Here is a 13,869-nt window from a genome sequence, read left to right as displayed (position 1 = left end):
TCAAAAGCCGTTTTTAACGCCGCATCGCCGACGCGCAGCCGATCGGTTAGTTACACGCGAAAACGCTGCACCAGGCTCTGCAGGTGACCACCTAAACGCGCCAGTTCAACGCTCGAAGCCGCTGTCTCTTCACTCGCTGCGGCCGTCTGCTCGGACACATCGCGCACGTTCAACACGCTGCGGTTGATCTCTTCGGCCACCGCGGTCTGCTCCTCGGCAGCCGTGGCGATCTGCTGGTTCATGGCCTGAATCGCCGACACGGTACGGGTAATGCTGCCCAGCGACTCACCGGCGCGGCGGGTCAGTTCCACGCTGCTGTCGGTCAGGTCGCGGCTGCTTTCCAGGGTGGTTGCCACTTGCTGGGTGCCGCTTTGCAGGCCGCTGATCAGCTCTTCGATTTCTTCGGTGGACTGCTGGGTGCGCTGCGCCAGGCTGCGCACCTCGTCGGCTACTACCGCAAAGCCACGGCCGGCTTCGCCGGCACGCGCGGCCTCAATGGCGGCGTTTAGCGCCAGCAGGTTGGTTTGCTGGGCCACGGATTTGATCACGTCCAGCACGCTGCCAATCTTGTCGCTTTCACGCTTGAGGTCGTTCATGGCGTTGGTGGAACTGCCCACCGCCACGGCCAGCCGCTCGATCTGCGCCACCGCCTCGCCCACCACCCGATCACCGTCGCGGGCTTGCAGGTCAGCGGCCTTGGCAGCTTCGGAGGCCTCTTCGGCGTTGCGCGCCACTTCCTGCACGGTAGCGGTCATTTCGTGCATGGCGGTGGCCACCTGATCGGTTTCCACTTTCTGGCTATTCACGCCGGCGCTGGTCTGCTCGGTGACGGCCGACAGCTGTTCGGCCGCGCTGGCAATCTGGGTGACGCCATCGCGAATGCCGCCGATCAAGTCGCGCAGGCCCAGGGTCATGTTCTGCATGCTGCTCTGCAGTTGGCCCAACTCGTCGCCGCGACGGGTTTCGATGTCGTGGCTCAGATCGCCCGAGGCGATGCGCTCAACCCGGCGCAGTACGGTTTTCAGCGGGCCGACAATCTGCCGGGTGATAAACAGGGCGGCGATCAGGCCCAGAACGATGGCCACCAGCGAGGCCACCAGCAAGATCACGCGGGCCTCGTTTTCTTCGGCATCGCGTTTGGCGTTCTGGCTGATGGTGAGCTTGGAGCAGGCATCGAAAATCTGTGCGATCTGGGTATCGAGCACGGCCTGCGCCGCACTGATCGTGGCCAGTGCACCGGCAAACTGGTCGACGGTGGCGCGGTAGCGGGTCAAGGCGTCGGCCACTTTCTGCAACCCCGCCGCCTGCTCGCTCGACAGCTTCTCACCCAGGGGTTTGAGATTGCTCAGGGCGTGATCGATAGCCGCCAGTGCCGGCTGCTGCAGCTCGGCTTTACCGCTGTAGGTGAAACCGCGCAGTTCAAAGCGTGCATTCTGGATCAGCGCCCCCTGGGCGATCAGCGCATCAACGGCCTGCTGATGCTGCTCTGCATTTTCCTCGGTGACCACTTCGCCACGCAGCGCCGTGCTGACATTACCCAACTCGGCCACCGCCGCATCGGCGTATTTGCCAAACTGGCTGCGCAGCCCTTCGCGGGTGGCAATGCCCTGTGTCATCTGATTGAACGCCTGACGGTACAGGGCGCTGGCATCACCGGCCTGCTTGAGCAGCGCCAGGTCGCTGGGCTGTTTCATTGTGTGGTTGCCGTTCTGGATACCGGCATCGAGCTTGTCGAGGTTTTCCAGCACCGTGGTGCTGTGGGCGCTATCGCTGGCCTGCATATAGCTCAGGCGAGCAATGCGCACATCGCGCGCCGTAGCGCTCAGTTTGGAAATGGCGGCCAGCTTGTCGCCGCGCTCCAGCACTGAACTCAGGCTCACCCAACCGGCGAAGGTGATGAACAGCGTCAACAACAGCACCAAACCAAAACCGAGGGCCAGTTTTGCGCCGACGCTGATATTGCTCAGCGCCTGAGTAAGCCATCCAAACATGGGGAGTGTTCTCCAAGGGAACTGCGAGGCAGATAGGGTCAGCTCTTGTCGGCTGAGCCGCAGGCAATATATCGACTTCCCCTACACAACCTTAAGCGCGATTTGACGACCTAATAGGCGGCGATAAGCAAGGTCCTCCTTGGCTGGTTCATTCGGCTCACGTAGGGCGAATACCGCCCCCGGCGGTATCCGCCGTCTCCCCACGGCAATTACCCACACGCCTCGATGCCCTACACAAAACCGGTCGATTATCGAACGGCGCATCATCCAGCCATTGACCGAATTAACTGGTTAGTACATTTTCTCCCCAAGCGTTTGCGGCTATCGCCAGCAAACCGACAATAACAATGGAGAATTGCCGCATGCCTCGTACCCTGCTGGTACTCAACGGCCCCAATCTGAATATGCTCGGCACCCGCGAGCCGGCCACTTACGGCCACGAAACCCTGGCCGATATCGCCGACCTCTGCCGCCGCACCGGCAGTGCGCTGGACCTTGAGGTGGAGTTTCAGCAAACCAACCACGAAGGCCAATTGATCGACTGGATTCACCAGAGCCGTGGCCGCTGCGCGGGCATTGTGATCAACCCCGGCGCCTGGACTCACACCTCGGTCGCCATCCGCGACGCGCTGGTCGCCAGCGAACTGCCGGTGATCGAAGTGCACCTGTCCAACGTGCACAAGCGCGAAGAATTCCGTCACCACTCGTACGTGTCCGGCGTTGCCGTGGCCGTGCTGGCCGGTTTTGGCAGCAACGGTTACCGCATGGCCGTCGAACACTTCGCCCATTTGTTGAAGGCCTGACCATGTCCAGTCCCCATAGCATCCTGGCCGGGCTGATCGGCTCCGGCATCCAGGCTTCACGCACCCCGGCGCTGCACGAACACGAAGGCGATGCCCAGGGCATGCGCTACCTGTACCGGCTTATTGATCTGGACACCTTGAAGCTCGGCCTTGACGACCTGGCCAGCCTGCTCAGCGCCACCGAGCGCAGCGGCTTCACCGGTTTGAACATCACCTTTCCTTGCAAGCAGGCGGTCATTCCGTTGCTTGATGAACTGTCGCCAGAGGCGCGCGGCATCGGCGCCGTCAACACCGTGGTGTTTAAAGACGGCAAACGCATCGGCCACAACACCGACTGCCTGGGCTTTGCCGAAGGCTTTCGCCGTGGCCTCAATGACGTGGCCCGTGAGCGCGTGGTGCAAATGGGCGCGGGCGGCGCCGGCGCGGCGGTGGCCCATGCCCTGCTGATTGAAGGCGTGCAGCAGCTCAGCATTTTCGATGTGGATGCCAGCCGTGCCCAGGCACTGGCCGACAACCTCAACCAGCACTTCCCCGGCAACCGCGCCCAGGCCGGCAGCGACCTTGCCGCCGCGATGGCCAACGCCGACGGCCTGGTCAACACCACGCCCATGGGCATGGCCAAGTTGCCCGGCATGCCGGTGCCCAAAGAACTGCTACGTGCCGCCCTGTGGGTAGCCGAGATTGTGTATTTCCCACTGGAAACCGAACTGCTGCGCGAAGCCCGTGCCCTGGGTTGCCGCACCCTGGACGGCGGCACCATGGCGGTGTTTCAGGCGGTGAAAGCGTTTGAGCTGTTCAGCGGTGTGGCTGCCGATGCGCAGCGTATGCAAGCGCACTTCAAAGGGATGACCGCGTAACCGATAACCGCTACTCCACAATAAAAATGGCGCCCGCGGCCTACCCTGCGGTCAGCCTTACGAGATCAACAACAATGACAAAAATTATCGATCTGTACTTCCGCTTGCTGAAATTGATCGTCGTGCTGTGCATGCTCGGCATGGTGGTGATGGTGTTTGGCAACGTGGTGATGCGTTACGCCTTCAACTCCGGCCTCACCGTTTCCGAAGAGCTGTCGCGCTGGTTGTTTGTGCTGATGGTGTTTCTCGGCTCACTGATTGCCATGCGCGAACGCGGCCACCTGGGCCTGGATCTGCTGATCAAGAAACTGCCCGCACGCGGACGCAACCTGTGCCTGGCCATCGGCCAACTGATGATGCTGTACATCGCCTGGCTGATCCTGAGCGGCAGTTGGCAGCAAGCGGTCATCAACCTGGACGTGGCGGCCCCCGCCTCCGGTTTGTCCATGGCCTGGTTCTACGGCATTGGCGTGGTCTTTGGCGTCACGGCCATCCCGATCATCATTGGCGAGCTGATTCTGGCCCTGCAGGGCCGCTTGCCGTTGGGCAAGGCGGAAATCGAGTCGGTGCACCTGCCCGCCAACGAGGGAAGCCGCCCATGACCCTTCTTCTATTCCTCGGCTCCCTGCTCGGCACCATGGCCCTGGGTATTCCGATTGCCTTCGCCTTGCTGCTGGTCAGCGTGGTGTTGATGTGGCAACTGGACCTCTTCGATGCCCAGATCATTGCCCAAAACCTGCTTAACGGCGCCGACAGTTTTCCCCTGCTGGCCGTGCCGTTTTTTATGTTGGCCGGCGAGATCATGAACGCTGGCGGCCTGTCGCGGCGCATCGTCAATATCGCCATGGCGCTGGTGGGCCATAAACGCGGCGGCCTGGGCTACGTGGCGATCATCGCCTCGTGCCTGCTGGCCTCGCTGTCGGGTTCGGCCGTGGCCGATGCCGCCGCCCTGGCGGCGTTACTGGTGCCGATGATGGTGCAGGCTGGCCACAACCGTGAGCGGGCAGCCGGGCTGATCGCCTCGGGCGGCATCCTGGCGCCGATCATTCCGCCGAGCATTGGCTTTATCGTGTTCGGGGTGGCCTCGGGCGTATCGATTTCCAAGCTGTTTCTGGCGGGTATCGTGCCCGGTCTGCTGCTCGGCCTTTCGTTGGCAGTGGCCTGGTGGTTTGTCTCGCGCAGTGAAAATATCGCCACTCCGCCAAAGGCCAGCCGCAGCGAAATCATCAAGACCCTGCTTGATGGCAGTTGGGCCTTGGGCCTGCCACTGATCATCGTGTTCGGCCTCAAATTCGGCATCTTTACCCCAACCGAAGCGGCCGTGGTCGCGGCGGTGTATGCGCTGTTTGTGTCGCTGTTTATCTACCGTGAACTCAAGCTCAGCCAGCTCTATGAAGTGGTGTTGTCAGCGGCCAAAACCACCTCGGTGGTCATGCTGCTGGTGGCAGCCGCCATGGTGTCGTCCTGGCTGATCACCATCGCCGACCTGCCCGGCCAACTCAGCGACGTGCTGGCGCCGTTCCTCGACTCACCCACCGCGCTGCTGCTGATGATCATGCTGCTGATTGTGCTGGTGGGCACGGTGATGGACATGACGCCTTCTATCCTGATCCTCACGCCCGTGCTGATGCCGGTGGTGATTCAGGCCGGCATCGACCCGGTGTATTTCGGCGTGCTGTTTCTGGTGAACACCTCTATTGGCCTTATCACCCCGCCGGTGGGCACCGTGCTCAACGTGGTGTGCGGGGTTTCCAAGCTGAGCCTGGAAGAGATCACCCGCGGTGTCTGGCCGTTCATGTTGGCGCAATTGATTGTGCTGGCCTTGTTGGTGCTGTTCCCGCAGCTGGTGCTGGTGCCCCTGAAGTTTTTCACCGGCTAAGCGCCGGCGTTCAAAAAGCAGTTTCGTGCTTCAAAACAACAACAATGGAGAACACCGACAATGAAAAAATGGCTGAAACCCTTACTGACCTCTGCCTGCGCGGCCGGCCTGCTGCTCAATGGCCTGGCCCATGCCGAAATCAAAGAGCACACCCTGCGCTTTGCCTTTCAGAATGTGAAAGAGCACCCGCAAGGTCAGGGCGCGCAAAAATTCGCCGACCTGGTGAAAGAAAAAAGCGGCGGCAAGATGACCGTGCGCCTGTTCCCCGGCGGCGTGCTGGGCGGTGACCTGCAAACGGTTTCTGCCCTGCAAGGCTCGACCCTGGACCTGACCGTACTCAACTCCGGCATTCTCGCCGCGCAGGTGCCCGAGTTCGCCCTGCTGGACTTCCCCTTCCTGTTCAACAACACCAAGGAGGCCCAGGCGGTGATCGACGGCCAAGTGGGGCAGGAGCTGGCCAAGCGCCTGGAAAGCAAAGGGCTGATAAACCTGGGTTACTGGGATCTCGGTTTCAGAAACCTGACCAACAGCAAAACGCCGGTCACCAAATGGGAAGACATGGCCGGCCTCAAGGTGCGGGTGATTCAGTCGCCTATTTACCTGGAAACCTTCAAGGCCCTGGGCGCCAACCCGGTGCCGATGCCATTCCCCGAGGTGTACACCGGCCTGGAACAGAAAACTGTGGACGGTCAGGAAAACCCCTTCACGGTGATCAAGGGCAGCAAATTCAACGAGGTGCAGAAGTACCTGAGCGTGACCCAGCACATCTACAACCCGCAGTCGTTTGTGATTGGCGCGAAAAGCTGGGGCAAGCTCAATAGTGATGAGCAAGCGGTGATCACTGAGGCGGCCAAGGAAGCCACGGCTTACCAACGGCAGATCACAGCCGCCGCTCAGGACGCTGCCTACTCTGAACTGTCGGTGGAAATGCAGGCCAACTCCATTTCGCCGGCCGAGATGGATCGCTTTCGCGACAAGGTAAAACCGGTGATCGCGCAGTTTTCCAAGGACCTGGACCCGGCGCTGGTCAAAGCGATGTACGAGTCAGTGGAAGCGGTGCGCGCGAGCAACTGATGCTTCGCAATTAAAAAACGGCCTGAGGGCCGTTTTTTTTTACGCGCATCGTTTCCAGGATCGCGGCTGAAGCCGCTCCTGCAGGGGGCTCGACGTCACACCGCGTTACTTGCGCAGATACGCCTGCACCGATTCGCAAATCATCGCTTTGTGCCGCGTTTTCACCTGCTCATCGGGTAGGTCGATCTGAAAGATCTCGCTAAATGTGTGGCGGTTGGAAACCCGGTAAAAACAGAACGAGCTGATCAGCAGATGCATGTCGATGGCTTGCAAGCCGGGGCGGAACAGCCCGGCGGCTTCGCCACGGCGCAGGGTTTCGTCCAGCAGGTTGAGCACGTTGTGGCTTAGTGAACGGATGGTGGGCGATTGTTTGACGTTGGCGCCGTTGTGGATGTTTTCGATGCACACGATGCGCACGAAATCCGAATTGCGGTCGTGGTGGTCGAAGGTGAATTCCACCAGCCGGCGAATGGCTTCAAACGGCTCCAGCTCCGCCAGGTGCAACTGGGCTTCGGTGCGGCGGATATCGCCGTAGAGCTTCTCCAGCACCTCAACGTAGAGCTGCTCTTTGCTGTTGAAGTAGTAGTAGATCATGCGCTTGGAGGTGTGGGTGCGCTCGGCGATGGCGTCCACGCGGGCACCCGACAGGCCCTGCTGAACGAATTCGGCGATGGCGGCCTGCAAGATATTCTCTCGGGTTTTTTCCGGATTGTTCTTGCGACTTTTGCGAGGTGCCTCCGGCAGCTCCTCGGGAAGTTCTTGGATAAGGGTCATACGAGGCTCACGGCCGGTTGGCAAGGTAGCGGCGATTATGGTCCTGGCCGGGGCTTGAAGAAAGCCTGGCGCCGAAGATTTCAGCGCCAGGTATCGCCCTTATAAACGGGCCTGACGAGCCGATCCGCTGCGTACTTTTGCCATGGCGGCAAGGCGTACTGCCACGTTGGCCGCGCCGTACCCTACATAGCCGTTCTTGCGCTGCAACAGCTCGAAGAAGAAGCGCCCTTCAAACGGCTCGGTGTACACGTGGAACAGCTCGCCGCCCTGGGCGTCGCGGTCGTACAGCACGTTGTAGTAGGCCAGTTCGCTAAGGAATTCGTCGTCAAAATCAAACCGCGCGGCCAGATCGTCGTAGTAGTTCAGGGGGATATCCAGCAGCGGCACGCCGGCGTCTTTGGCGCGGTTGATCTCGGCGAACAGGTCGTCGCAGGCAAAGGCGATATGGTGCACGCCGGAGCCCCGGTAACTGGACAGCGCATGGGAAATGGCGGTGTTGCGGTTTTCCGAGATATTCAGCGGCAAGCGCACCGAGCTGCAACGGCTGCGCAGGGCACGGCTTTTGACCAGCCCGTAGGGGTCGGGCAGCACCACTTCGTCGTCGGCTTCAAAGTCCAGCAGCGCCTTGTAGAACAGCACCCAGCTGTCGAGGCTGTCGGCCGGCAGGGCCATGGCCATATGGTCGATGCGCTGCAGGTTGCCGCTGGGGGTCGCGTTCGGATTAAGCACGAAATCAGTGTCGTACAGGCCGTTTTCGGCCTGGCCCACCAGGTAAATCAGGCTGCCATCGGGTGCACGCACCGACGGAATCTCGCGCTCATTGGGGCCAACCAGGCCCCGGTACGGCTGGCCTTTGAATTCACGGGCGCGCTCGAACGCGCTGTGGCTGTCCTTGACCCGCAGTGCCGTGGCACACAGCGACGGGCCATGGGCTTCGAAAAAACTGTGGGCAAACGAATACGGCTCGGCATTGAGCACGATATTGATATCGCCCTGACGCATCAGGCTGACGTCTTTGGAACGGTGCTGACCGGCGCGGGCAAAGCCCAGGCGCTCCAGCCAGCCGGCGAGCTTGGTGCCCTGCTCGCCGTCGACGGCGAACTCGACAAACTCCACGCCGTCGTAGCGGCTGGCAGCCGGTGGCGCGAATAGCATGTCGAGACTGGCGGGCGGCACCGGCGCAATGGTGCCCTCGGCGGTCTGACGTTCCAGCAGGTTGCGGGTTTTCTCTTCCAGGTACAGCAACGAGCGCAAACCGTCGGCGGCATTGGCACGCGGCGGAGCGGCGCGGAAGCCGTCGTTGAAGATTTCCAGCGACAGCGGCCCGGTGTAGCCGCTGCGAATGATCGGCGCGAGAAAGCCGGCGAGGTCGAACTCACCCTGCCCCGGGAAGCAACGGAAATGCCGGCTCCACTCCAGCACGTCCATGGCCAGAATCGGCGCGTCGGCCATTTGCACGAAGAAGATCTTGTCGCCGGGGATATCGGCGATGGCGGCCGGGTCGCCCTTGAGCGACAGGGTGTGGAAGCTGTCCAGTAGCACGCCGACGGCACTGTGGTCGGCCTGACGGACGATGTCCCACACCTGCTGGTAGGTGTTCACATGCCGGCCCCAGGCCAGGGCTTCGTAACCAATGCGCAGGCCACGGGCACCAGCGCGCTCGCCAAGCAGGCGCAGGTCGTCGACCAGAATCTGGGTGTCGCCCAACGAGTCGGCAGCGACGTTGCTGCACACCAGCACCAGGTCGGTGCCCAGTTCCTGCATCAGGTCGAATTTGCGCTCGGCCCGGTCGAGGTTGCGCGCCAGGCGGTCGCGGCGGCAGCCTTCAAAATCGCGAAAGGGCTGAAACAGGGTGATCGCAATACCGAGGTCGGCGCACATCTGGCGGATTTCCCGCGGGCTGCCGGCGTAGTAGAGCAAGTCGTTTTCGAAGATTTCCACCCCGTCGAAACCGGCGGCAGCAATGGCTTCAAGCTTTTCCGGCAGGGTACCGCTCAAAGAAACGGTGGCGATTGAACGCTGCATGCTTCAGCTCCTGTTTTTGTTGGCGCGCACCTTGTTGCAAGGCGACGAATCGGGGCATGGGCGGCGCTGACTACAAATAAGCAGGCACACCATGCGAATCAGGGTGCATGGAGTATTCGCCATCGGCTTTAATGCGAAAAGAATTTTGTACGAACTGGTTAGTTTTGTGTTCGATTATCGACCAATTGGCCGTTTATCGAATTGACGATTTTTTCGCCAGTGGCCAACATCGGCCTCACATTGCAGTCGCTTCTTCGGTCCCCTTGCCGTGCATGCCGTTATCAAAGGGCCGATATCCAGCGATTGTGGTTTAAAAAAAGCCCAAGGCTTTGGACCATAACAATTTCAAAAAACAGGTACACCCTCATGCTCACTACCACGCCTAACGCCAGCCCTTCGTCTACTCAGCCAGCGCTCAGACCGGCCTTGCGCCCCTGATACGCCCTTAGCCGCAGACACCGCCTGCACCCGCCTGCCCCGCCGACCTCCGGCGAATGGTCCGCACGCAAGCCGCCTGCCTCGAGTCGACTGCTTTACTCCAGAAGCAGGACTGCCCAGCAGTCTTAGAACGGATGGCCACACCCATGATTCAGTCCCAAAGCACTCCCGTAACGGCGCAAACCGTTTCGCCCCACGCCGGCATCGGCGACAAGATTCGCGGCGCCATGGCCGTGGGCAAAACCCGCTGGGCCATGCTTGCCCTGGTGTTTTTCGCCACTACCCTGAACTACATCGACCGCGCCGCCCTCGGGGTGATGCAACCGGTACTCGCCGAGAAGATGAGTTGGACGGCGATGGACTACGCCAACATCAACTTCTGGTTCCAGGTCGGCTATGCCATCGGCTTCCTGCTGCAAGGTCGCTTTATCGACCGCGTCGGCGTCAAGCGCGCATTCTTCTTGGCCGTGCTGCTCTGGAGCCTGGCCACCGGCGCCCATGGCCTGGCCACTTCGGCGGTCGGCTTTATGGTTTGCCGTTTTATCCTCGGTCTCACGGAAGCGGCCAACTACCCGGCCTGTGTAAAAACCGCGCGCATCTGGTTCCCGGCCGGCGAGCGCGCCGTGGCCACCGGCATCTTCAACGCTGGCACCAACGTCGGCGCCATGCTGACGCCTGCCCTGCTGCCTTTGATTCTGGTGGCCTGGGGCTGGCAGGCGGTGTTCCTGTGCATGTCCGCACTGGGCGCCATATGGCTGGTGTTCTGGGGCCTGAAATACTTCAACCCCGAAGACCACCCGAGCGTTAAGCAAAGCGAGCTCGACTACATCCAGCACAACGAAGAACCGGCCCAGGCCCGCGTACCGCTACGCGAGATTCTGCGCATGCGTGGCACCTGGGCGTTTGCCATTGCCTTCTCGATGACCGCTCCAGTGTTCTGGTTCTACCTGTACTGGCTGCCGCCGTTTCTGAACCAGCAATACAACTTGGGCATCAGCGTGTCGCAGATGGGTATTCCGTTGATTCTGATCTGGCTGACCGCCGACTTCGGCAGCATTGGCGGCGGCGTGTTGTCGTCGTGGCTGATTGGCCGTGGCATGAACCCGATCAAGGCGCGGCTGCTGTCGATGCTGGTCTGCGCCTGCGCCATCATCGCCGTGATCTTCGCAGCCCATGCCAGCGGCCTGTGGATTGCCGTACTGGCCATCGCCCTGGGCGTGGGTGCGCACCAGGCCTGGACCGCCAATATCTGGAGCCTGGTCATGGACTACACGCCCAAGCACATGATGAGCACAGTGTTTGGTTTTGGCGGCATGTGCGCCGCCATTGGCGGGATGTTTATGACCCAGATCGTGGGCTACGTGCTGACCGTTACCAACAACAACTACGCCGTGTTGTTTACGTTGATTCCGACCATGTATTTCCTGGCGCTGACCTGGCTTTACTTTATGGCGCCTAGAAAAGTGCCTGAGGTGAAGTAACGTCTGTGCAGTAAAAGAAGCCCTTCGGGGCTTTTTTTACGGGTACAAGAAACTACATATCGCGCCGTCCTATATCTTGCAGCTTGCGTGTAACCGACACCAAGCACCGATAACTGCGGGAGAAAGGCATGACCGAAAAACCTATTGGCCTGACTGCCACTCCCAATGGCTATGGTGATTGGCTAACCGAACTCAAACGACGTATCCACAACGCCCAGCAACGCGCCTCTCTGGCTGTAAATCGCGAACTTGTTTTGCTCTATTGGCAGATCGGGCGCGACATACTTTTGCGCCAGACTGATCAAGGCTGGGGAACGAAGGTCATTGACCGCTTGGCCCAGGACCTTCGCTCCGCCTTCCCGGAAATGAAGGGCTTCTCACCACGCAACCTCAAGTACATGCGCGCGTTCGCCCAAGCCTGGCCCGATACCGAATTTGTGCAAGAGGTGCTTGCACAATTGCCTTGGTACCACCAGCTGGCGCTGCTCGACAAACTCAGCAGCCCTGAAATCCGCCGGTGGTACGCTGCCAAGGCCTTGGAAAATGACTGGTCGCGCAACGTCTTGGTGATGCAGATAGAGAGCCGGTTATATGAGCGCAGCGGAAAAGCGGTCAGCAATTTCGCTAATCACTTGCCCAAACCACAGTCCGACCTTGCTCGCGAAACCTTAAAAGACCCTTACCGCTTTGATTTTTTGGGCCTTACCGCACAAGCGCAGGAGCATGAGATTGAAGTCGCGCTGGTCAAGCATGTCACCGAGTTCTTACTGGAGCTGGGCGCAGGCTTTGCTTTTGTCGGCCAGCAAATAGCCCTGGAAGTAGGAGGCGACGAGTTCTTCATCGACCTGTTGTTCTATCACCTCAATCTGCGCTGCTACGTGGTGATCGAATTGAAGGCCGGAAAATTCAAGCCCGAGCACTTGGGTCAGTTGGGCTTTTACCTCACAGCGGTGGATGCGCAGTTCAAACACCAGCAGGATGGCCCGACGATCGGCTTACTGCTGTGCAAAAGTAAAAACAAGGTCGTGGCCGAATACGCGCTACGTGATAACGCAAAGCCCATCGGAGTGGCCGAATACCAGTTGGTGGCGTCGCTGCCTGAAGAATTTAAAACCAGCCTCCCCAGTATCGAACAGATTGAACGTGTGCTCGCGGAGGAAGGCGAACCACTGTAGGACAGACAGTGAACCCCCTCCCTCAGCGTCAGCTTTCACGTTCTACCCGCGCTTCTGCAACCACGCCGCCGCCAACCCGCTCAGGCAGATAACGGCAATGCCCAGCATGGCGCTGGCCGACGGTGTATGGGCAAACACCACAAAGCCCAGCAGACCGGCAAATACGATCTGGCAGTAACCAAACGGCGCCAGTAGGGCCGGGGCGGCGAAGCGGAAGGCTTGGGTGAGCATCAGGTGAGCGGTCATGCCACAGGTGCCCAGAGCAATCATCAGCACCGCATGCCCCCAGGTCGGTACTTGCCAGAAGAACGGCACCAACAGGCTCACCAGCAGGGTGTTGCATAAACCGGCGAAGAAGTTGCTGGTGGTGGGGGTGTCTACCGTGGCGAGGATGCGCGTAAGAATCTGGTACACGCCAAAGCACAGCGCCGAACCGAAGGGCAGCAACACTGCCGGTGTAAACAATTCGCCGCCCGGATGGACGATCACCAGCACCCCGGAAAACCCCACCAGCACGGCGGCCCACTGGCCTTTGGTGACGCGCTCGCCTAAGAGTGGCACCGACAGCGCGGTTACCAGCAGCGGCGCGAGAAAGTTCACCGCCGTGGCTTCGGCCAGCGGGATATAGCGAATACCCGTGGTGAACAACAGGCTGGTGCCCAGCAAACACACGGCCCGCAGTACCTGCAAACCGGGGCGTTTACTGCGCAGCACCCGCAGCCCCGACTGCGGCAGAAAAATACCTGCCATCAACAAGGTGTGCACCACATACCGCGCCCACACCACCATCACCACCGGGTAAAAACCGGAGAGGTATTTGGACAAGGCGTCGTGGCTGGCAAACAGAAACGTCGCCAGCAAAATCAGCAAAATGCCGCGAAACGGCTGCTGGGCAGTGGACAGCGGGGAGCTTGGCAAACTCATACGGCTCTCAAAAATACGTGCACTGACAATCAAAAAGAAGCTTACAGGCCGTTGAACTATAGCGGCTGGCTGAAGCCCGGAACGAATGTACTATCCGGTTAATTAGCGTTCGATAACCGAACAATACGACTATTATCGAATTGAACCGTTTAGTTACAACTTCCACTATGCCTCTCACATTGAACGCCGCCTGGCGGCGCTTGCGATGACCAACAACTACAAAAAAGGTCTACTCCGATGCTGCATAACGCTTACACCAAGGGCTCACTGCGCCCTGCTCACGCCCCAGCTCTGATCGCCCTGGCCGTTGCCGGTTTCACCTCAGTCACCCATGCCGAAGGGTTTCTGGATGACACCAAGGCCACGCTGAACCTGCGCAACGCCTATTTCAACCGCAACTTCACCAACCCGGACAACGGCCAGGGCAAGGCTGAAGAGTGGACGCAAA

General features: G+C 60.2%; 12 protein-coding genes and 1 pseudogene. 8 read left to right on the top strand and 5 right to left on the bottom strand.

Annotated elements, in window-relative coordinates:
• Positions 1–50: 50 nt before the first annotated feature.
• Complete coding sequence (locus PKE98_RS27265; protein ID WP_373877910.1) at positions 51–914, bottom strand: methyl-accepting chemotaxis protein; 864 nt, start codon at positions 912–914, stop codon at positions 51–53.
• Positions 909–1,991 (bottom strand): annotated as a pseudogene (locus PKE98_RS27260) (methyl-accepting chemotaxis protein); the annotation flags it as partial. The pseudogene PKE98_RS27260 and the gene PKE98_RS27265, both read right to left, overlap by 6 nt.
• Positions 1,992–2,353: 362 nt before the next feature.
• On the opposite strand from PKE98_RS27260, the gene aroQ reads away from it, so the two are divergent.
• The 5 genes from aroQ to PKE98_RS23895 all read left to right on the top strand — a co-directional run bounded on the left by aroQ (position 2,354) and on the right by PKE98_RS23895 (position 6,604).
• Positions 2,354–2,794 (top strand): type II 3-dehydroquinate dehydratase, encoded by a 441-nt coding sequence (gene aroQ, locus PKE98_RS23915; protein ID WP_271197936.1) that lies wholly within the window; start codon positions 2,354–2,356, stop codon positions 2,792–2,794.
• A gap of 2 nt (positions 2,795–2,796) precedes the next feature.
• A complete protein-coding gene (locus PKE98_RS23910; protein ID WP_271197935.1) occupies positions 2,797–3,651 on the top strand; it encodes a shikimate dehydrogenase in 855 nt (284 codons plus the stop codon).
• 74 nt (positions 3,652–3,725) lie between these two features.
• Positions 3,726–4,253 (top strand): TRAP transporter small permease, encoded by a 528-nt coding sequence (locus PKE98_RS23905; protein ID WP_271197933.1) that lies wholly within the window; start codon positions 3,726–3,728, stop codon positions 4,251–4,253.
• Entirely contained in the window at positions 4,250–5,530 is a 1,281-nt protein-coding gene (locus PKE98_RS23900; RefSeq protein WP_271197932.1) for a TRAP transporter large permease subunit, read from the top strand. The genes PKE98_RS23905 and PKE98_RS23900 overlap by 4 nt, the downstream gene beginning before the upstream one ends.
• A gap of 60 nt (positions 5,531–5,590) precedes the next feature.
• The gene (locus PKE98_RS23895; RefSeq protein ID WP_271197931.1) at positions 5,591–6,604 is read left to right on the top strand and encodes a TRAP transporter substrate-binding protein; all 1,014 of its coding nucleotides are present in this window, start codon (positions 5,591–5,593) and stop codon (positions 6,602–6,604) included.
• Positions 6,605–6,709: 105 nt separating this feature from the next.
• On the opposite strand, the gene PKE98_RS23890 is transcribed toward PKE98_RS23895, so the two are convergent.
• Both PKE98_RS23890 and quiC read right to left on the bottom strand, forming a co-directional pair.
• Positions 6,710–7,378 (bottom strand): TetR/AcrR family transcriptional regulator, encoded by a 669-nt coding sequence (locus PKE98_RS23890; RefSeq protein ID WP_271197930.1) that lies wholly within the window; start codon positions 7,376–7,378, stop codon positions 6,710–6,712.
• Positions 7,379–7,477: 99 nt separating this feature from the next.
• Positions 7,478–9,403: a 3-dehydroshikimate dehydratase QuiC gene (quiC, locus tag PKE98_RS23885; protein ID WP_271197929.1), complete on the bottom strand. Its 1,926-nt coding sequence runs from the start codon at positions 9,401–9,403 to the stop codon at positions 7,478–7,480.
• A gap of 584 nt (positions 9,404–9,987) precedes the next feature.
• On the opposite strand from quiC, the gene PKE98_RS23880 reads away from it, so the two are divergent.
• Both PKE98_RS23880 and PKE98_RS23875 read left to right on the top strand, forming a co-directional pair.
• Entirely contained in the window at positions 9,988–11,322 is a 1,335-nt protein-coding gene (locus tag PKE98_RS23880; protein WP_271197928.1) for an MFS transporter, read from the top strand.
• Between the two features lie 128 nt (positions 11,323–11,450).
• On the top strand, positions 11,451–12,497 hold the full coding sequence (locus tag PKE98_RS23875) for a PDDEXK nuclease domain-containing protein (RefSeq protein WP_271197927.1): 1,047 nt from the start codon (positions 11,451–11,453) through the stop codon (positions 12,495–12,497).
• A gap of 42 nt (positions 12,498–12,539) precedes the next feature.
• Here PKE98_RS23875 and PKE98_RS23870 read toward each other — a convergent pair whose 3' ends face one another.
• Positions 12,540–13,421, bottom strand: a complete 882-nt coding sequence (locus PKE98_RS23870) for a DMT family transporter (RefSeq protein ID WP_271197926.1) — start codon at positions 13,419–13,421, stop codon at positions 12,540–12,542.
• A gap of 237 nt (positions 13,422–13,658) precedes the next feature.
• Here PKE98_RS23870 and PKE98_RS23865 point away from each other — a divergent pair.
• Positions 13,659–13,869, top strand: a 211-nt coding sequence (locus PKE98_RS23865; RefSeq protein WP_271197925.1) for an OprD family outer membrane porin, incomplete at its 3' end; no start/stop codon positions are given.

The organism is Pseudomonas turukhanskensis (assembly GCF_027922365.1).
Taxonomy (GTDB): Bacteria; Pseudomonadota; Gammaproteobacteria; order Pseudomonadales; family Pseudomonadaceae; genus Aquipseudomonas; species Aquipseudomonas turukhanskensis.
Note: the sequence above shows the minus strand (reverse complement) of the source record. Positions and strands in the feature narration are given on the sequence as shown.